The organism is Stenotrophomonas sp. HITSZ_GD (assembly GCF_029543105.1).
In the GTDB taxonomy this organism is placed as follows: domain Bacteria; phylum Pseudomonadota; class Gammaproteobacteria; order Xanthomonadales; family Xanthomonadaceae; genus Stenotrophomonas_A.
Map to the genome: position 1 here is coordinate 1 of NZ_JARQXB010000001.1, position 17,243 is coordinate 17,243.

Here is a 17,243-nt window from a genome sequence, read left to right on the forward strand (position 1 = left end):
TTCGGGACCGTAGGCGACATGGATGTCGCCTACGAGCCTCCATGGATGGATTCACGGCGTGTCCCGAAAGGGCCCCGCCCCCGCAGGCCGTGCAAGACCAACGCGAGCCGATCCACCTCGAAGGCCCACATAGCAACAAACACCGCAACACAAAAAAGGGCGGCCACCGGCCGCCCCACAAAAAAACCACCTCTTACTGCACCGCCATAGGCGGCGGCAACAAGAACAACAGGTAGTGATCCACCAGCAGGAATGCGAACAGCGCCATCAGGTAGACGATCGAATACCGGAACATCTTCATCGAGAACAACTCGTCCGGCGGCGACTGGATGCGCCACGCATACCACATGAACATCCCGTTCAACCCCACCAGCCCGGCGAGATACAGCACCCCGCTCATGCCGAACACCACCGGCAGCAGCGTGGACACCGCCAGCAGCACCGAGTACAGGAAGATCTGCCGCCGCGTGTATTCCACCCCGTGCGTCACCGGCAGCATCGGGATCGATGCCTTCGCGTAATCCGCCCGGCGGAAGATCGCCAGCGCCCAGAAATGCGGCGGCGTCCACAGGAAGATGATCAACACCAGCAGCAGCGAATAGCCCCAGTCCCACGGCCCTTCCATGCCCGTCACCGCCGCCCAGCCGAGCAGCGGCGGCGCCGCCCCGGCCAACCCGCCGATCACGATGTTCTGCGGCGTTGCCCGCTTCAGGTACACCGTGTAGATCACCGCGTAGCCAATGAGCGAGGCGAACGTCAGCACCGCCGTGATCACGTTGACCCACAGCACCAGGATCGCCATCGAGAGCAGCGTCAGGATGCCCGCGAACACCAGCACCTGCGCCGGCTTCACCTTGCCCACCACCAGCGGCCGCCACGAGGTGCGCGCCATCTGCGCGTCGATCTGCGCATCCAGCAGCTGGTTGATCGCCGCCGCGGCCGAGGCCGCCAGCCAGATGCCGATGAAACCCAACACCCCCGCGCGCACCTGCTCGGCCGTCGGCAGGCCCGGAATCGCCAGGCACATGCCCACCAGCGCGGTGAACACGATCAGCGCCACCACCTTCGGCTTGGTCAGGTCCCAATAGTCGCGAACATTCACCATGGCCATCACTCCGGCGCGCGCAGGCGCGCGAGCAGGCTGACCAGCACGAACAGCAGCGCCACCGCCCCGCCGTTGTGCAGCACCGCCACCGCCAGCGGCAGCGCGAGCTTGACGTTGAGGATGCCCAGCGTCACCTGCAGCACCACCAGCAGGCCCAGCGCCGTGGCCCAGCCACGCATGCTTGGTGTGCGCGCGAGCCGCCACGACAGCCACAGCAGGTACAGGCCGGCCACCCCCGCCATCAACCGGTGTGCCATCTGGATCGCGATGCGCGAGGCACCATCGAGCACGCCACCTTCGTAATCCACGCCGATGCCGCGCCACAGGGTGAAGCCCTCGGCGAAATCATGCGGCGGCCACCACTGGCTCACGCAGCGCGGGAAGTTGTCCGCCGACCAGTCGCCACCGCCGCAGGCCAGCGCCGCGTAGTTGGCGCTGACCCAGCCGCCCAGCGAGATCTGCACCACCAGCAGCAGCACGCCCACGCGCACCATCCACTTCAGGCGCTGCGCATCGGCCAGGGTGATCGGCAGGTGCGTGGCGCGCCATGCCATCCACACCAGCAGCGCGAACATCAACATGCCGCCGAGCAGGTGGCCCATCACCACGATGGGCTTGAGCAGCAGCGTCACCGTCCACATGCCCAGCAGCGCCTGGAAGATCACCGTGCACAGCGTCAGTACCGCCACGCGCGCCAGGTCCTCGTTGGACCAGCGCAGCGCGGCGAACAGCAGGATCGCCACGCCGGCCAGGGCCACCGCCGCGCCCGCTTCGTGCTGCCCGGACATATAGAGCGGGATCGACAGCGCCACCAGCACGGCCGCACTCACGATCTGCGCGATGCCCGCGCGCCGACGGCGCGCGGCCAGCAGCGCCAGCACCAGGATCTCGATGCCCAGCGCGCCCGCGAGGAAACGGTGCACCTGCTCGCGCCACGCCTTGTGGGTTTCCAGCGGGCGGATCTTGCTGGCGGCGTGCGCGTTCGCCTCGTCGGTGGTCTGCGGCCAGGTCACGCGGCCATAGCAGGTCGGCCAGTCCGGGCAGCTCAGCCCGGCGTCGGAAAGACGCACGAACGAGCCGAACATGATCGTGCTGGCGGTCATCAGGGCCGCCAGCCAGGCCATGCGGTGGAAATGCCGGAACAGCGCCGGGCGCGCGAACAGGTTCATCCAGTCAACTCACATCAGTTTCAGCAGCTTGGCCAGGTCCTGGCGCAAGCCGCCGGCGTCCAGGCCGGGGGCGTAACGCAGGATCACGAAGCCATTGGGGTCGATCACGTACACCGGCGTGCCGCGCGGGTCATCCACCTGGGGCAATGCCGCGCGCAGCGAAGGGTTGGGCTGCAGCACGCGCAACTCGGGCATCGCCGGCAGCCCGGTCGGTGGCACGCCCAGCCACAGCACCTCCACCTTGTCGGCGTTGTGGCCCAGCATCTGCCAGGCGTGGTCGATGTCGGCGGCCAGTGCCACGCAGGCCGCCGCGCATTCCGCCGGCGGGGCCAGCACCACGCGCCAGGTCCGCGCCTGCGGGTTCCAGGCGTACGGCGTGCCATCGGCCAGGCGCGGCGCGTGCGCGCGCAGGTCCACCGGCGGGGAGAGCAGCTCGCCATGGTTGCGGTGGCCGGCCGGCTGCCAGCCGCTGAAACGCAGAATCCCCGCCACCAGCAGGGTGCCGAAGAACAGCGCGAACAGGCCGATCAGCTTGCCGCGGCCGCGTCGGCCGGGTGCGGCCGTGGCCAGGGAAGGAGAGGTCATGCGGGGGATTTTCTCATGGCAAGGCGGTCCGCGCCTGCCGGCGCACCCGGCGCCGGCGCCAGGCCAGCACCACCGGCGTGGCCAGCACGGCCGCGGCCAGGCCGAACCATTGCACCGCGTATGCGAGGTGGCGCGCGGGTGGCAGCGTGTTGGGCAGCACGTCGAGGTCGCGCGCGTAGCCCAGCGGCAGCGCCGGATCGAGCCGCAGCACCTGCGACGATATGTCGCGCCTGCCCGTGGCGGTGGCGATGGCACCGGGCTCGATGCGCGTCGCCAGCCAGGTGGCCGGCTGCGCCGTCGCGCTCATCGGCGGCCCCAGCCGCAACCCCGCCGAGGGCGGCGGGGCGAGCAGGCCGCGCACGGATTGGCGCCCGGTGATCGGTGCCAGCGCCGGCAGTTGCCGATCCGGCGGCAGCGGCCACCAGCCCAGTTCGACCAGCAGCCAGTGCCCCTTCGCGCTGCGTGCGGGCTGGTAGACGCGCACGCCGGCGCGGCCCTCGCGCAGCTGGTTGTCGAGCAGGATCTGCTGCGGCTGCAGTTCCACCTCCCCGCTTACCCACTGCAGCGTCTGCGCGCGGCCCAGCGCCTCGTCGAGCGTGCGCGGATGCGCGCGGACCTGGCTGGCCTGCGCCAGCAAGGCTTCCTTCTGGTGCATGCGTTGCAGCTGCCAGCGCCCCAGCAGGGCGAAGGCGGCAGCCACGGCCAGGGCGAGCGCCCAGCCGGCCAGCTGCGTGTGGTGGCGCGTCATGACAGCGGCCGGCAAAAGGAGTGCAATGCGGCTTCCCTACCGGCTTGCAGGACTGTCGTGAACGATTCGCTCAAGACCTTGCTGATTGTCGCGTTCCTGCTGGTCATCGTCTGGCAACTCGGCGCGGGGCTGTACTACCTGTTGACCGACCGCGAGGACAGCAAGCGCACGGTCAACGCCCTCACGCGCCGCATCGGCCTGTCGGTCGCGCTGATCGTGCTGGTCATCCTCGGCATCTGGACCGGCTGGATCAAGCCGCACGGCCTGTAGGTCGTGCGCGCTTACAGCACGTAGACGAACAGGAACAGCGCCAGCCACACCACGTCGACGAAGTGCCAGTACCACGCTGCCGCTTCGAAGGCGAAATGGTGGTCGCGGGTGAAGTGCCCGCGCGCGGCGCGCAGCCACATCACGATCAGCATGATCGTGCCCAGCGCCACGTGCATGCCGTGGAAGCCGGTGAGCATGAAGAAGGTGGAGCCGTAGATGCCCGAGCCCAGCGTGAGGTTGAGCTCGCGGTAGGCGTGCAGGTATTCCTCGGCCTGGAAGTACAGGAACGTGCAGCCCAGCAGCACGGTGGCGCCCTGCCATACCAGCAACTGGGTGCGATGGCCGGCCTTGAGCGCGTGGTGGGCGATGGTGAGCGTCACGCCGGAGCTGAGCAGGATCAGCGTATTGATCAGCGGCAGGCCCCACGCCGGAATGGTCTGGAAGTGGCCGCCCACGCCGCCGGGCCCGTTGGTCGGCCAGGCGGCCGAGTAGCCGTTCCACAGCAGCTCGTTGGTCATCACCCCGTCGCCATGGCCGCCCAGCCAGCGCAGGCCCAGCACGCGGGTGTAGAACAGCGCGCCGAAGAAGGCGCCGAAGAACATCACTTCGGAGAAGATGAACCACACCATCCCCATGTGGAACGACACGCCGACCTGGTGGTTGTAGCGCCCGCCGTTGGATTCGCGGATGACATCGCCGAACCACATGAACAAGGTCGCCACCAGCATCGCCACGCCGGCGAAGAAGGTCCAGCGCCCCCATCCCGCATCGTTGAGCCAGGAAGCCACGCCGACCATCGTGACCAGCATCGCGATCGAGCCGATGAACGGCCAGCGGCTCTGGGTGGGCACGAAATAGGCGTTGGCATCGGGACTGTGTTCGGCCATGGCGTCGTTTCCGGGATCGGGTTTCGATGGACTCAGGGCGCGGCCTTGGGTGCGCCAGCCGGCGCGCCCGTCGACAGCTCGGAAGTCAGTGCGTCGTTCCTGTAGAAGGTGTACGACAGCGTGATGGTGTGTACGTCCGCCGGCAGGTTGGGGTCGACGATGAAGCGCAGCGGCATGTCGCGCTGCTCGCCGGCCTGCAGGGTCTGGGCGGTGAAGCAGAAGCATTCGGTCTTGCTGAAATAGCCCGACGCGCGCGCCGGCGCCACCGAGGGCACCGCGCTGCCGACCACCGCGTGGTCGCTCTCGTTGCGGGCGAAGTACAGCGCCTCGTTGAGCTGGCCGGGCACCACGTCCATCGACTGCTGCTCGGGGTGGAAGGCCCACGGCAGGCGCGAATTGACGCTGCCGTCGAATTCCACGCGCACGCGGCGCTCGCCGGCCGGCGTGGCGAGGGCCGCGCGGCCGGCGCCCGGCCCGCGCTCCACACGGATGCCGAACACCTTCTCGCAAGCGATGCGGTACAGCGGCACCAGCGAGAAGGTCAGCACGAACGCCGCCAGCACCACGCCCACCAGCTTCAGCGTGCCGGCCTGGGCATTGGGCGTGGGCTGCGGCGCGTTCAACGGCCCAGCACCCCGGTCAGGATGAAGCCGACATAGACCAGCACGGCCACCGCCGCCACGACCGCGGCGGTGTGGCGCGCGCGGCGGCGGCGCTGGGCCAGCTCGGTGGCGGCCGGATCAGTGGCTGACGTCGTCATGGGCCAGGTCTCCCGGCTTGATCACCGGCGGCAGGGTGAAGGTGTGCGCCGGCGCCGGCGAAGGCACCGTCCACTCCAGGCCGCGCGCGCCTTCCCAGGCGCGGTCGGCGGCCTTGGCGCCGCTGCGCAGCGAGGACAGCAGGATGCCGGCCATCAGGAACGGCGTGACGAACATGCCGAACGCGCCGATCGAGCTGACCAGGTTCCAGTCGGCGAACACCACGTTGTAGTCCGGGATGCGGCGCGGCATGCCGGCCAGGCCGAGGAAGTGCTGCGGGAAGAACAGCACGTTGACGAAGATCATCGTCCACCAGAAGTGGAACTGCGCCCAGCGCTCGTTGTACATGCGCCCGGTCCACTTCGGCCACCAGTAGTAGACCGCGGCGATCAAGGCGAACACCGCGCCGGTGACCAGCACGTAGTGGAAGTGCGCCACCACGAAGTAGGTGTCGTGGTACTGGAAATCGGCCGGCACGATGGCCAGCATCAGGCCGGAGAACCCGCCGATGGTGAACAGGATGACGAAGGCCACCGCCCACAGCATCGGCGCCTCGAAGGTCAGCGAGCCCTTCCACATCGTGCTGACCCAGTTGAACACCTTCACGCCGGTCGGGATCGAGATCAGCATGGTGGCGAACATGAAGTAGATCTCGCCACCCAGCGGCATGCCCACGGTGAACATGTGGTGGGCCCACACGATGAAGCTCAGGAAGGCGATCGCCGCGATGGCGTACACCATGGCCTGGTAGCCGAACAGCGGCTTGCGGCTGAAGGTCGGGATGATCTCGCTGACCACGCCGAAGGCGGGCAGGATCATGATGTAGACCTCGGGGTGCCCGAAGAACCAGAAGATGTGCTGGTACATCACCGGGTCGCCGCCGCCGGCGGCGTTGAAGAACGAGGTGCCGAAGAACTTGTCGGTCAGCAGCATGGTGACCGCGCCGGCCAGCACCGGCATCACCGCGATCAGCAGGAAGGCGGTGATCAGCCAGGCCCAGCAGAAGATCGGCATTTTCAGCAGGTCGATGCCCGGCGCGCGCATGTTGAGCACGGTGGCGATGATGTTGATCGCGCCCATGATCGAGCTGATGCCGGCCACGTGGATGGCGAACACCGAGAAGGCCACGTTGTAGCCGCCCTGCAGCATCAGCGGCGGGTACATCGTCCAGCCGCCGGCCGGCGCGCCGCCTGGCAGGAACAGCGTGACCAGCAGCATCGAGAAGGCCACCGGCAGCAGCCAGAACGACCAGTTGTTCATGCGCGGCAGCGCCATGTCCGGCGCGCCGATCTGCAGCGGGATCATCCAGTTCGCCAGGCCAACGAAGGCCGGCATCACGCCGCCGAAGATCATCACCAGCGCGTGCACGGTGGTCATCTGGTTGAAGAACTCGGGGCTGACGAACTGCCGCCCGGGCTGCGCCAGTTCGGCGCGGATGATCACGCTCATCGCCGCGCCGACGATGAACATCAGGAACGAGAACCCCAGGTAGAGGGTGCCGATGTCCTTGTGGTTGGTCGAGAAGAACCAGCGTTCGACGAAGCTCTGCTGGTGGTGCCCGTGGGAATCGACTGCGGAATGCGCCATGACGATGGACTACCTCTGCGAATCGTTGCGGGGTGTGCGGCTCAGCCGGCGGCGGGCTGCGGCGGGGTGGCGGGCGGCGCTTCTTGCGCGGGCGCGGCGGGCGCTTCGGCAGGGGCCGCCGGCTCGGCGGGCTTGGGCTTGCGCGAGGCCAGCCAGCGCTTGAACTCCTCCTTGGGCAGCGCCTCCACCACGATGGGCATGAAGCCGTGGTCCTTGCCGCACAGCTCGGCGCACTGGCCGCGGTACACGCCGGGCTTCTCGATGTTGGTCCAGGCCTCGTTAACGAAGCCCGGCACCGCGTCCTGCTTCCAGCCCAGCGCCGGCACCCACCAGGCGTGGATCACGTCGTCGGAGGTGATGACGAAGCGGATCTTGGTATCCACCGGCAGCACCAGGCGGTTGTCCACGTCCAGCAGGTAGTGCGGGTTGTTGGCGACCGTGGGCACCTCGCCGCTTTGCCGCACGCGGTTGGATTCACGGTCCAGGCGCGAGGTGAAGCTGACGTTCTCGCCCAGGTATTCGTACTTCCACATCCACTGGTAGCCGGTGACCTTCACCGTCATTTCCGAGTCGCGCAGGTCGTACATGGCGATCAGCTTGGCCGTGGCCGGCCAGGCCATGACGATCAGGATCAGCACCGGGATCACCGTCCACAGGATCTCGGCCTTGGTGTTGTGGCTGAACTGCGCCGCCACCGCCCCCTTGGATTTGCGGAAGGCGAAGATCGCATAGCCCATCGCGCCGAACACGATCACGCCGATCACCGCGCACACCCACAGCGCGACCATGTGCGCCTCGTAGGCCATGCGCGCGGTATGGGTGACGCCGCGCCCCATGTTGAGCTGCCATTCCTTCGGATCGGCCGATTGCGCCCACGCCAGCGGCGCGGCCAGCAGCGCGGCCAACGCCATCATTCCCCGGTACCACGCGGTAAAGCGACCCCTGTTGCTTTGCTTCATTGCCTAGACCCTTGCCCATCGGGTGGGCGTCATCGGTTACGGCCGTCGGCGGCCGCGAGCAAGCCTTGCAGTTTTTCCGCCAGTTGCAGCCGTTCGGCCGGTCCGAGGAAGCTGCCCACCTCGACCTGCCTGCCACTGCTCGCCAGCCATACCCTTTCGTCGCTGCCGATCCGGAGCCGCACCCAATGCGGATGCGCCTGGAACGCGGGCGGCGAGCCGGGAGAAGGGAAGACCTGGACTGCGGCCGGCCCCACCCGGATCGCTTCTTCGCGTTCGCCGCCGCGCCAGGAACAGCGCAGCGCTACCGCCACCAATACGCCATACAACAAGGCAAACACCGGGGCGAAGACATTGCCGGCCCACCACCCCAAACCGGCCGCCAGCCACATCAGCCCCACCAGCACGCCGAACAGCGCGACGAATTGGCGGGCCGTCAGCGCCCGTGGCGGACGCAGGCGAAGCTGCATGGCCGGGCCATCGGTGCTGGACGGCAACACTTCGATCATCTCGCGTGCGCGCTCCCAACCACGGAGAACGCCTGGATGGTAGCCCTGCCGAAGCGAGCGCGGCAAGCATCGCCGGCCCATCGGCGATGCTGCACTGCAACCAGAAACGCCCGGCAAATCAATCATTTCGCGAAACACCTCGTGCCGGGCCCTCGCCGGGGTCCATGCAGAAAACGGCGTCCGGGGCGTCGTTTCCCTTCAAGTGCGGGTAGCACCCGCGCTCCTAGAATGGCGCCGGTTTCCCTGCCCTCCCGATCCGATGAGCGCCCTGCCCGATACCGCCGCCGGCGGCCCCCCGCCGTCCCCGTCGCTGCTTTCCCCCGAACTGCCGCCGGCGCCCTCCGCGCTGCGCGCGGCCGTCACCGCCGCCTGGCTCAAGGACGAAACCGAGCACGTGCGCGAACTGCTCGAACAGGCGCGCCTGCCCGCCGCCGAACAGGCCAAGGTGCAGGCGCTGGCCGCCGACCTGGTGAGCCGCGTGCGCGCCCGCGCCCAGGACCAGGGCGCCATCGAGGCCTTCATGCGCCAGTACGACCTGGGCAGCGAGGAAGGCGTGCTGCTGATGTGCGTGGCCGAAGCGCTGCTGCGCATTCCCGACCAGGAGACCGCCGACAAGCTGATCCGCGACAAGCTGGGCGACGCCGACTGGGAAAAGCACCTGGGCGGCAGCGACTCGGTGCTGGTCAACGCCTCGACCTGGGGCCTGATGCTCACCGGGCGCATCGTGCAGATCAACGACCTCACCCGCGCCGATGCGCCGGGCGCGTTCAAGCGCCTGGTCGCCCGCGTCGGCGAGCCGGTGATCCGCCTGGCCGTGCGCCAGGCGATGAAGATCATGGGCCACCAGTTCGTCATGGGCCGCACCATCGACGAGGCGCTCTCGCGCTCGCACAAGGGCGACAACGCCAGCTACCGCTATTCGTTCGACATGCTCGGCGAAGGCGCACTGACGATGAAGGACGCGCTGCGCTACCTGCAGGACTACCGCCGGGCGATCCACGCCATCGGCGGCGACCACGCGCGCCGCGGCGGCAAGCCGGACGGCGACGTCACCCAGGCGCCGGGCATCTCGATCAAGCTCTCGGCGCTGTACCCGCGCTACGAGCACGCCAAGCGCGAGCGCGTGCTCGATGACTTGGTGCCTGGCGTGCTGGAGCTCGCGCAGTTGGCCAAGTCCTACGGCATCGGCTGCACCGTCGATGCGGAGGAAGCCGATCGGCTGGAGCTGTCGCTGGACATCATCGAGCGCGTGTTTGGCGATGCCTCGCTGGCCGGCTGGGAAGGCTTCGGCGTGGTCGTGCAGGCCTACCAGAAGCGCACGCCGTACACGATCGACTACCTGGCCGATCTGGCCCGCCGCAGCGGCCGCCGCATGCAGGTGCGCCTGGTCAAGGGCGCCTACTGGGACGCGGAGGTCAAGCGCGCCCAGCTCGACGGCCTGCCCGGCTACCCGGTGTTCACCCGCAAGCAGAACACCGACGTCTCCTACCTGGCGTGCGCCAAGCGGCTGTTCGGCCACGCCGATGCGATCTACCCGATGTTCGCCACGCACAACGCGCACACCATCGCGGCGATCCGCACCCTCGGCCAGGGCCGCACCTACGAGCACCAGAAGCTGCACGGCATGGGCGATGACCTCTACGCCGAGGTGGTGCCCGCTGACCGCCTCGGCCTGCCCTGCCGCGTGTACGCCCCGGTTGGCTCGCACGAGGACCTGTTGCCGTACCTGGTGCGCCGCCTGCTCGAGAACGGCGCCAACTCCAGCTTCGTCAACCGCATCACCGACGAGAAGGTGGCCATCGAGGACCTGATCCGCGACCCGGTAGAAGCCGTGTCCTCGTTCGCCTCCATCCCGCATCCGAAGATCCCGCTGCCGGCCGACCTGCTGCGCAGCCAGAACCAGAACAGGAAGAACTCCATGGGCGCCAACCTCGCCAACGACCAGGACCTGCGCCAGCTCGCAGAGCAGCTCAACGCCGCGGTGAAGCCCTGGAAGGCCGGCCCGCTGGTGCCGGGCGCGGTGGTCTCCACCGCCGCGCTGGAGGTGACCTCTCCGGCCGACCGCCGCCAGGTCGTGGGCCAGTGGCAGCCGGCTGACGCGGCCGTGGTCGACAAGGCGCTGGCCAATGCCGTGGCCGCGATGCCGGCCTGGAACCGCACCCCGGCCGCCAGCCGCGCCACCATCCTCGAACACGCCGCCGACCTGCTGGAAGCGCGCATGCCCGAGTTCATGGCGCTGTGCGTGAAGGAAGCCGGCAAGACCCTGCCCGACGCGGTGGCCGAAGTGCGCGAGGCGGTGGATTTCCTGCGCTACTACGCCGGCCAGGCGCGCGCGCAGTTCGGCGCGCCCGAGCGCCTGCCGGGGCCGACCGGTGAATCCAACGAGTTGCAGCTGCACGGCCGCGGCGTGTTCGTGTGCATCAGCCCGTGGAATTTCCCGCTGGCGATCTTCCTGGGCCAGGTCACCGCGGCGCTGGCCGCCGGCAACAGCGTGATCGCCAAGCCGGCCGAGCAGACCAACCTGATCGGCTACTACGCGGTGAAGCTGCTGCACGAAGCTGGCGTGCCGGAAGCGGTGCTGCAGTTCCTGCCCGGCGACGGCGCCACCGTGGGCGCGGCCTTGACGAAGGACCCGCGCGTGGCGGGCGTCGCCTTTACCGGCTCGACCGAGACCGCGCGCGCGATCAACCGCACCATGGCCGCGCGCGATGCCGCCATCGGCGTACTCATCGCCGAGACCGGCGGCCAGAACGCCTTCATCGCCGATTCGTCCTCGCTGCCGGAAGCCGTGGTCAAGGACGCCATCGCCAGCGCCTTCATCTCCGCTGGCCAGCGCTGCTCGGCCGCGCGCATGCTGTTCGTGCAGGACGACATCGCCGACAAGGTGATGACCATGCTCGGCGGGGCGATGGCCGAACTGAAGATCGGCGACCCGGCGCTACTGTCCACCGACGTGGGCCCGGTGATCGACGCCGACGCGCTGGAGATCCTGCAAAAGCACGCCCAGCGCATGGACGCCGAGGCCCGTGCGATCGCCGTCGCGCCGGTCGATGCGGCCACCGCGCACGGCACGTTCTTCGCGCCGCGTGCATACGAGCTCAAGTCGCTGGACCAGCTGCAGCGCGAAGTGTTCGGCCCGATCCTGCATGTGATCCGCTGGAAGGCCGACCAGCTCGATGCGGTGATCGACCAGATCAACGCGACCGGCTACGGCCTCACGCTGGGCGTGCATTCGCGCATCGACGAGACGGTCGATCGCATCGCCTCGCGCGTCAACGTGGGCAACGTGTACGTCAACCGCAACCAGATCGGCGCGGTGGTCGGCGTGCAGCCGTTCGGCGGCCAGGGCCTGTCGGGCACCGGCCCGAAGGCGGGCGGCCCGCACTACCTGCTGCGTTTCGCCACCGAGAAGGTGGTGACGGTGAACACCACCGCCGCCGGCGGCAACGCCTCGCTGCTGACGCTGGGCGACTGATCGCGCGCGTCATCGCGGCATGTGGAAAGGGCGGGTTTTCCCGCCCTTTCCTTTTCCTGCTCAGGCTGCCTTCTTGCTCGCCTTGCGGGCGGTGGCCTTCTTGGCGACCTTGCGCGCGCCGGTCTTCTTGGCGGTGGCTTTCTTGGCAACCGCCTTCTTGGCGACCGCCTTCTTCGCCACTGCCTTCTTGGCGGCAGCCTTGTTGACCACCGGCTTGCGCGCGACGGCCTTCTTCGCGGTGGCCTTCTTGACCACCGGCTTGCGCGCGGCGGCCTTCTTCACCGCACTCTTCTTGGCGACCTTCTTGGTCGCGGCCGACTTCTTGGCCGTCGCCTTCTTGGCCGTCTTCTTGGCCGTCTTCTTGGCCGCCTTTTTGCCGCTCTTGCGGCGCAGCGCGGCGGCCTCGGCCTTGGCGCTGGCGCTGGCCGCCTCCAGCTTCTGGCGCGCCGACGCGATGCGCTTCTTCACCGCCTTGCCGGCCTTGGCGGTCTTCTTGGCCACGGCCTTGCGCGCCTTGCTCACGCGCTGGGTGACCTGCTTGCGCGCGGTCTTGGCCAACTTCTCCACGCTGGCCACGGCCTCGCTGGCGGTATGGGCGATGGATTCGCCCAGGTGGACGGCCGACTCTTTCACGTTTCCAGCGACCTGGGAAACCGTCGCCGATGCACCATTACCGTTGCTCATGGGCCCTCCTTCGGGCGTTGTCTACGCAGCGATGTAACGCGGTGCGGATGAACAGGCTGTACACCCGCGCGCCCCGCATGCGGGGCCGTCGGCGGGCGATGGCCGTCCGCGGCGGCCATCGGGGTGCATGCCCGGATGTTGGGCTCCGTCGCGCAGGCGCCACAACATCTGGGGATTTCGGCGAACGCTAGCGCTGGGGTCGGGCACTGTCAAACGGTGCCGGCGACGGGCGAATGGGCGTTTTCACCCGCCATTAAAAACGTCGGCGGCACGCTTGTTCAGCTTGCAGGTCCGGGCCATCCTGCCCGCCTGTCTCCCTCCGTCCCGCGTTCCCGAAAAAACGACCGCCCATGCGCCCGCTGCCCACGCTGCTAACCCTGTCCCTGGCCGCCGCCTTCGGTGCTTTTGCCGCCACCGGCCTCCACGAATGGCTGGACAACCGCGCCGAAGCCGCGCCCCTGGCCCCCGCGCCTGTCGCCAGCCTCGTGCCGACCACCGCCGCGCTGCCGGCCTCGGTGGGCGGGCAGCCGGTGCCGAGCCTGGCGCCGATGCTCCAGCAGGTGATGCCGGCGGTGGTGAGCGTGAACACCAAGCAGGTGGTGCGCGTGCGCAACCCCTTCTTCAACGACCCGTTCTTCCGCCGGCTGTTCCCGGATATCCCGCAGGAGCGCATCAACGAATCGCTCGGCTCGGGCGTCATCATCGACGCGGCCAAGGGCTACGTGCTGACCAACCACCATGTCATCGAGAACGCCGACGACGTGCAGGTGACGCTGGCCGACGGACGCACGGTGAAAGCCGAATTCCTCGGCTCGGACGCGGACACCGACATCGCGCTGATCCGCATCCCGGCCGACAAGCTCACCGCCATCCAGCTCGCCGACAGCGCGCAGCTGCGCGTGGGCGATTTCGTCGTGGCGATCGGCAACCCGTTCGGCTTCACCCAGACGGTGACCAGCGGCATCGTCTCGGCCGTGGGCCGCAGCGGGATCCGCGGGCTGGGCTACCAGAACTTCATCCAGACCGACGCATCGATCAACCCGGGCAACTCCGGCGGCGCGCTGGTGGATCTGCAGGGGCGGCTGGTGGGCATCAACACCGCCAGCTTCAACCCGCAGGGCAGCATGGCCGGCAACATCGGGCTGGGCCTGGCGATTCCGTCCAACCTGGCGCGCGGCGTGGTGGAGCAGTTGCTCAAGAACAACGGCGTGGTGATCCGCGGCACGCTGGGGCTGGAGACGCAGAACCTGTCCGCGCAGATGGCGCAGGGCCTGGGCCTGGACAACGCGCGCGGCGCGCTGGTGGCGCGCGTGCTGCCGGGCTCGGCCGCGGCGGCCGCCGGCCTGCAGCCGGGCGATGTCATCGTCGCGGCCAATGGCGAGCGCGTGGACAGCGCCGAAGCGCTGCACAACTACGAAGGGCTGCAGCCGGTTGGCAGCGCGGTGACGCTGGACGTGCGCCGGGAAGGCAAGGCGCTGCAACTGCGCGCGGTGCTCAAGGAACAGGCGCGCGCCGCCGGCGGCGCGGCGCTGGACCCGCGCCTGGACGGCGCCACGTTCACCGACCTGCCCGAATCGCTGCGCCAGTCCGGCATCAGCGGCGTGCTGATCAGCGAGGTCAAGCGCGGCAGTCGCGCCGCGCAGAACGGGCTGGCCAGCGGCGACGTGGTGATCGCCGCCTCCGCGGGCGACTTCTCCGACCTGGCCGGCTGGCGTGCGAACTTCACCCGCCCGCCGCAGCGCCTGGTGCTGCGCATCGTGCGTGGCGGGGCGCAGTACGACGTGCTGGTGCGGTGACGCCGCACCGCTGGGCAGATGAACCGCTCATCGCACGCGGCGCGCACTCACACATGCCGTACACCCCCTCGATGTTATTGCTAGGTTCCATGCTCCGCGCTGCGCGGAGGACCGCACCCCCAAGGAGATCACGATGAGCGTTCCGACCCATACCGACCAGCTCAAGGGCAACCTCAACGAGGCTGGCAGCCACCTCAAGTCGGCCGCCAGCGCCGCCGGCGAAGCCGTGCGCAGCGCCAGCACCGCCGCCGGCGAAGAACTGCGCCTGGGCAAGGCGAACGTCAAGGCCGAACTCAGCGACAGCGCGCTGTCGGGCCTGGCCGCCGCCGAAGTCGGTGGCGCCGCCGCCAAGGAGCAGGTGGATGCGCTAATGGACAAGGGCCGCGACCTGCTCGACAGCGCGTCGGAACTCATCCGCGAGCGTCCGCTGGCATCGTTCGGCGTGGCCTTCGCGGCCGGCTGGATCATCGCCAAGCTCGCACGCAGCAGCAACGACTAAGCGCGGCGTGAGCGATACCACCCCGCCACCGGAAGGCGAAGCGCCCGAGAAGCCCCCCGGCCTGGAGGAAAGCCTCCGCCAGGTCGGCGAGGCCGGTAAGGCGACGATGGGTTCGGCCCGCGACACCGGCCGCGCACTGCGCCGGCTGGTGTCCGCCGATCTGGCGCTGGCGCGCAGTGCGTTCGGCCGCGGCCTGGCCTGGGCCGGCGTGGCCGTCGTGTTTGGCGCTTCTTCCTGGCTGCTGCTGACCGGCGCGATCATCGCGTTGCTGCAGCGGCTGGGGCTGTCGTGGTTCCAGTCGCTGTTCTTCACCGCCCTGGTCAGCCTGGCGATGACCGGCATCGCCATCTGGCGCGTGTCGCATTTCTTCGACCACACCGGCCTGCACGCCACCCGGCGCCAGCTCAGCCGGCTCGGCCTGTTCGACGAGCAGGGCGAAGAAGACGACGCCACGAAGAACGCGCCCACGCCGCCGGCGCAACACGCCAGCATGGCGGCGCGCGCGCAGGAGAAGACGCGATGAATTTCAACCAGCTCCGGCGCCGCGTGGAGCGCGCCGAACGACTGGTGCAAGGACGCGCCGACGATACCCAGGTGCACTGGCACACCCTTCGCCGGGCCTGGCGCGAAGGCTGGACGGCTCCGCGCATCGTGGTGGCCGGGCTGGTCGGCGGTTTTCTGGCCGGCAAGCTGGAGCCGGCCAAGGGCCGCGCGGTGGCCGGGCAGGCCACGCGCTGGGTGCAGCTCTTCAGCACCGTCTCGGGCATGTTCACCGCGATGCAGGCACAAGCCGCCTCGCAGGAGGCCGAGCGCGCCGGCGACCACGCCGAACGCGCGGCCGATACCGCTGCGGTCGTCGCCACCGGTGCGGCCGCCGCCGCGCCGGTCGCTGCGCGCGAGGCACCGGCACACGCGCCGCATCCGGCCGAGGCAGCCACGGAGTTGTCCGAGCGCTGAGGCATGCGCCGCGTTGACGCGCGCCGCCGATAATGGGCGACCACCCACGGCCGCCCGCGCATGAGCCACCTCGCCCCGCTCGACCCCGAATCGCCCGCCGAACCCCTCGCCGCGCTCCCGCCGCCGCCCCGCCCGCGGCCGCGCGGCCCCGCCTCGCTGGTGGTGCTGGCCGTGCTGGCCGTCGGCTACACGCTGTGGGCCGCGCAGACGGTGATCCTGCCGATCATGCTGGCCGCGTTCTTCTCGATGGTCGGCAACCCCATCATTCGCCTGCTGCGCAAGCTCCACCTGCCACGCTTCCTGGCGGCGCTGCTGGTGATCGTGGTGGGCGTGGCCGGCACCATCGCGCTCGCGGTGCAACTGGTGGGCCCGGCGGCGGTATGGTTCCAGCAGGCCCCCTCGCAGATGCGGCAGATTTCGCGCGAGGTGCGCGATTTCACCAAGCCCGTGCAGCAGGCCAACCAGGCCGCGGAAAGCTTCGCGCGCGCGGCGGGCGGCGAAACCGGCCGGCAGGTGCAGATCGTGCGCACCCAGCTGGACGATCCGTACCGCGCCCTCGTGCGCGCGCCCAAGCTCGCCGCCTCGGTGCTGGCGGTGGTGCTGCTGACGTTCTTCTTCATGGTGTACGGCGAGAACCTGCAGCGGCATGCGATCGCGCTGCTGCCCAGCCGCGCGCAGCAACGGTTCACCACCGGGATCATGCTGGAGATCGAGCGCGAGGTGTCGCGCTACGTGCTCACCATCAGCATGATCAACACCGCGGTGGGCATGATCTACGCGGGCATCCTCTACGCGCTGGGCATTCCCGTGCAGGAGGCGCTGCTCTGGGGCACGGTGGTGGCGCTGCTGAACTTCGCGCCGTATGTCGGCCCGCTGATCGGCGTGATGCTGATGCTGCTGATGGGTTTCGTCACCTTCGATACGCCGGCCGCCAGCGCGCTGCCGGCCGCCTTGTACCTGGTGCTGCACACCATCGAGGGGCAGGTGGTCACGCCGATCATCCTCGGCCGGCGGATGGCCATCTCCCCGCTCATGCTGATCCTGGCGCTGATGCTGTTCGGCTGGCTGTGGGGCCTGGTCGGCCTGCTGCTCGCGGTGCCGCTGCTGGTGTGCATCAAGATGATCCTGAGCCGGCTGGACGGCATGCAGCGCTGGGCACGCCTGCTGGAGTGAGCCCGGCGGCGCGCCGGGGCCGGCGCGGTGCAGCGTGCGAGGAGTGGCGCGCTCACGCCGGGGCCGGCCATCTGCCCTAAAATGG

General features: G+C 69.2%; 18 protein-coding genes. 7 read left to right on the top strand and 11 right to left on the bottom strand.

The window, feature by feature from the left end:
- Positions 1 to 193 precede the first annotated feature (193 nt).
- From cyoE to P6166_RS00020, 4 genes are read right to left on the bottom strand one after another with little or no spacing between them, the layout of a single operon-like run.
- Positions 194 to 1,111, bottom strand: a complete 918-nt coding sequence (gene cyoE, locus P6166_RS00005; protein WP_277762493.1) for a heme o synthase — start codon at positions 1,109 to 1,111, stop codon at positions 194 to 196.
- Positions 1,111 to 2,274 carry a COX15/CtaA family protein gene (locus P6166_RS00010; protein WP_277762494.1) on the bottom strand — a complete coding sequence of 388 codons (1,164 nt, stop codon included), beginning with the start codon at positions 2,272 to 2,274 and terminating at the stop codon, positions 1,111 to 1,113. The genes cyoE and P6166_RS00010 overlap by 1 nt, the downstream gene beginning before the upstream one ends.
- Positions 2,275 to 2,283: 9 nt before the next feature.
- On the bottom strand, positions 2,284 to 2,859 hold the full coding sequence (locus P6166_RS00015; RefSeq protein ID WP_277762495.1) for a hypothetical protein: 576 nt from the start codon (positions 2,857 to 2,859) through the stop codon (positions 2,284 to 2,286).
- 13 nt (positions 2,860 to 2,872) lie between these two features.
- Positions 2,873 to 3,607, bottom strand: a complete 735-nt coding sequence (locus P6166_RS00020; RefSeq protein ID WP_277762496.1) for an SURF1 family protein — start codon at positions 3,605 to 3,607, stop codon at positions 2,873 to 2,875.
- A 57-nt stretch (positions 3,608 to 3,664) separates the two neighbouring features.
- Between P6166_RS00020 and P6166_RS00025 the strand changes: the two genes are divergently transcribed.
- Entirely contained in the window at positions 3,665 to 3,877 is a 213-nt protein-coding gene (locus tag P6166_RS00025) for a twin transmembrane helix small protein (RefSeq protein ID WP_277762497.1), read from the top strand.
- Between the two features lie 11 nt (positions 3,878 to 3,888).
- Here the strand turns inward: P6166_RS00025 and P6166_RS00030 are convergent, their stop codons facing one another.
- Genes P6166_RS00030 through P6166_RS00055 form a run of 6 tightly spaced genes read right to left on the bottom strand, consistent with a single transcriptional unit; the run spans position 3,889 to position 8,574 of the window.
- On the bottom strand, positions 3,889 to 4,764 hold the full coding sequence (locus tag P6166_RS00030; RefSeq protein WP_277762498.1) for a cytochrome c oxidase subunit 3: 876 nt from the start codon (positions 4,762 to 4,764) through the stop codon (positions 3,889 to 3,891).
- Between the two features lie 32 nt (positions 4,765 to 4,796).
- Positions 4,797 to 5,387, bottom strand: a complete 591-nt coding sequence (locus P6166_RS00035) for a cytochrome c oxidase assembly protein (RefSeq protein ID WP_277762499.1) — start codon at positions 5,385 to 5,387, stop codon at positions 4,797 to 4,799.
- Positions 5,384 to 5,524, bottom strand: coding sequence for a hypothetical protein (locus P6166_RS00040; protein WP_165392024.1), 141 nt, complete (start codon positions 5,522 to 5,524; stop codon positions 5,384 to 5,386). Before P6166_RS00040 ends, P6166_RS00035 begins: the two co-directional genes overlap by 4 nt.
- Positions 5,505 to 7,109 (bottom strand): cytochrome c oxidase subunit I, encoded by a 1,605-nt coding sequence (gene ctaD, locus P6166_RS00045; protein WP_130317175.1) that lies wholly within the window; start codon positions 7,107 to 7,109, stop codon positions 5,505 to 5,507. The genes P6166_RS00040 and ctaD overlap by 20 nt, the downstream gene beginning before the upstream one ends.
- Before the next feature lie 41 nt (positions 7,110 to 7,150).
- Entirely contained in the window at positions 7,151 to 8,068 is a 918-nt protein-coding gene (gene coxB / locus P6166_RS00050) for a cytochrome c oxidase subunit II (RefSeq protein WP_165392023.1), read from the bottom strand.
- A 29-nt stretch (positions 8,069 to 8,097) separates the two neighbouring features.
- Positions 8,098 to 8,574: a DUF2244 domain-containing protein gene (locus tag P6166_RS00055; RefSeq protein ID WP_130317173.1), complete on the bottom strand. Its 477-nt coding sequence runs from the start codon at positions 8,572 to 8,574 to the stop codon at positions 8,098 to 8,100.
- Positions 8,575 to 8,833: 259 nt separating this feature from the next.
- Between P6166_RS00055 and putA the strand changes: the two genes are divergently transcribed.
- A complete protein-coding gene (gene putA / locus P6166_RS00060) occupies positions 8,834 to 12,049 on the top strand; it encodes a bifunctional proline dehydrogenase/L-glutamate gamma-semialdehyde dehydrogenase PutA (protein ID WP_277762500.1) in 3,216 nt (1,071 codons plus the stop codon).
- Between the two features lie 60 nt (positions 12,050 to 12,109).
- Here the strand turns inward: putA and P6166_RS00065 are convergent, their stop codons facing one another.
- On the bottom strand, positions 12,110 to 12,733 hold the full coding sequence (locus tag P6166_RS00065) for a histone H1-like repetitive region-containing protein (RefSeq protein WP_277762501.1): 624 nt from the start codon (positions 12,731 to 12,733) through the stop codon (positions 12,110 to 12,112).
- A gap of 350 nt (positions 12,734 to 13,083) precedes the next feature.
- Here P6166_RS00065 and P6166_RS00070 point away from each other — a divergent pair, with 350 nt between their 5' ends.
- The 5 genes from P6166_RS00070 (at position 13,084) to P6166_RS00090 (ending at position 17,158) form a co-directional block, all read left to right on the top strand.
- Entirely contained in the window at positions 13,084 to 14,529 is a 1,446-nt protein-coding gene (locus P6166_RS00070; RefSeq protein ID WP_277762502.1) for a Do family serine endopeptidase, read from the top strand.
- 133 nt (positions 14,530 to 14,662) lie between these two features.
- Positions 14,663 to 15,028 carry a hypothetical protein gene (locus P6166_RS00075; RefSeq protein ID WP_277762503.1) on the top strand — a complete coding sequence of 122 codons (366 nt, stop codon included), beginning with the start codon at positions 14,663 to 14,665 and terminating at the stop codon, positions 15,026 to 15,028.
- Positions 15,029 to 15,035: 7 nt separating this feature from the next.
- Positions 15,036 to 15,551, top strand: coding sequence for a phage holin family protein (locus P6166_RS00080; protein ID WP_277762504.1), 516 nt, complete (start codon positions 15,036 to 15,038; stop codon positions 15,549 to 15,551).
- Positions 15,548 to 15,985 carry a protein sip-5 gene (locus tag P6166_RS00085; RefSeq protein ID WP_277762505.1) on the top strand — a complete coding sequence of 146 codons (438 nt, stop codon included), beginning with the start codon at positions 15,548 to 15,550 and terminating at the stop codon, positions 15,983 to 15,985. Before P6166_RS00080 ends, P6166_RS00085 begins: the two co-directional genes overlap by 4 nt.
- A 60-nt stretch (positions 15,986 to 16,045) precedes the next feature.
- Complete coding sequence (locus P6166_RS00090) at positions 16,046 to 17,158, top strand: AI-2E family transporter (protein ID WP_277762506.1); 1,113 nt, start codon at positions 16,046 to 16,048, stop codon at positions 17,156 to 17,158.
- The last annotated feature ends 85 nt before the right edge of the window (positions 17,159 to 17,243 follow it).

Excerpts from the sequence above, each read along its gene's own strand:
- cyoE (WP_277762493.1), bottom strand. The coding sequence starts at position 1,111 with ATGGCCATGGTGAATGTTCGCGACTATTGGGACCTGACCAAGCCGAAG.
- P6166_RS00010 (WP_277762494.1), bottom strand. The coding sequence starts at position 2,274 with ATGAACCTGTTCGCGCGCCCGGCGCTGTTCCGGCATTTCCACCGCATG.
- P6166_RS00015 (WP_277762495.1), bottom strand. The coding sequence starts at position 2,859 with ATGACCTCTCCTTCCCTGGCCACGGCCGCACCCGGCCGACGCGGCCGC.
- P6166_RS00020 (WP_277762496.1), bottom strand. The coding sequence starts at position 3,607 with ATGACGCGCCACCACACGCAGCTGGCCGGCTGGGCGCTCGCCCTGGCC.
- P6166_RS00030 (WP_277762498.1), bottom strand. The coding sequence starts at position 4,764 with ATGGCCGAACACAGTCCCGATGCCAACGCCTATTTCGTGCCCACCCAG.
- P6166_RS00040 (WP_165392024.1), bottom strand. The coding sequence starts at position 5,524 with ATGACGACGTCAGCCACTGATCCGGCCGCCACCGAGCTGGCCCAGCGC.
- ctaD (WP_130317175.1), bottom strand. The coding sequence starts at position 7,109 with ATGGCGCATTCCGCAGTCGATTCCCACGGGCACCACCAGCAGAGCTTC.
- coxB (WP_165392023.1), bottom strand. The coding sequence starts at position 8,068 with ATGAAGCAAAGCAACAGGGGTCGCTTTACCGCGTGGTACCGGGGAATG.
- P6166_RS00055 (WP_130317173.1), bottom strand. The coding sequence starts at position 8,574 with ATGATCGAAGTGTTGCCGTCCAGCACCGATGGCCCGGCCATGCAGCTT.
- putA (WP_277762500.1), top strand. The coding sequence starts at position 8,834 with ATGAGCGCCCTGCCCGATACCGCCGCCGGCGGCCCCCCGCCGTCCCCG.
- P6166_RS00065 (WP_277762501.1), bottom strand. The coding sequence starts at position 12,733 with ATGAGCAACGGTAATGGTGCATCGGCGACGGTTTCCCAGGTCGCTGGA.
- P6166_RS00070 (WP_277762502.1), top strand. The coding sequence starts at position 13,084 with ATGCGCCCGCTGCCCACGCTGCTAACCCTGTCCCTGGCCGCCGCCTTC.
- P6166_RS00075 (WP_277762503.1), top strand. The coding sequence starts at position 14,663 with ATGAGCGTTCCGACCCATACCGACCAGCTCAAGGGCAACCTCAACGAG.
- P6166_RS00085 (WP_277762505.1), top strand. The coding sequence starts at position 15,548 with ATGAATTTCAACCAGCTCCGGCGCCGCGTGGAGCGCGCCGAACGACTG.
- P6166_RS00090 (WP_277762506.1), top strand. The coding sequence starts at position 16,046 with ATGAGCCACCTCGCCCCGCTCGACCCCGAATCGCCCGCCGAACCCCTC.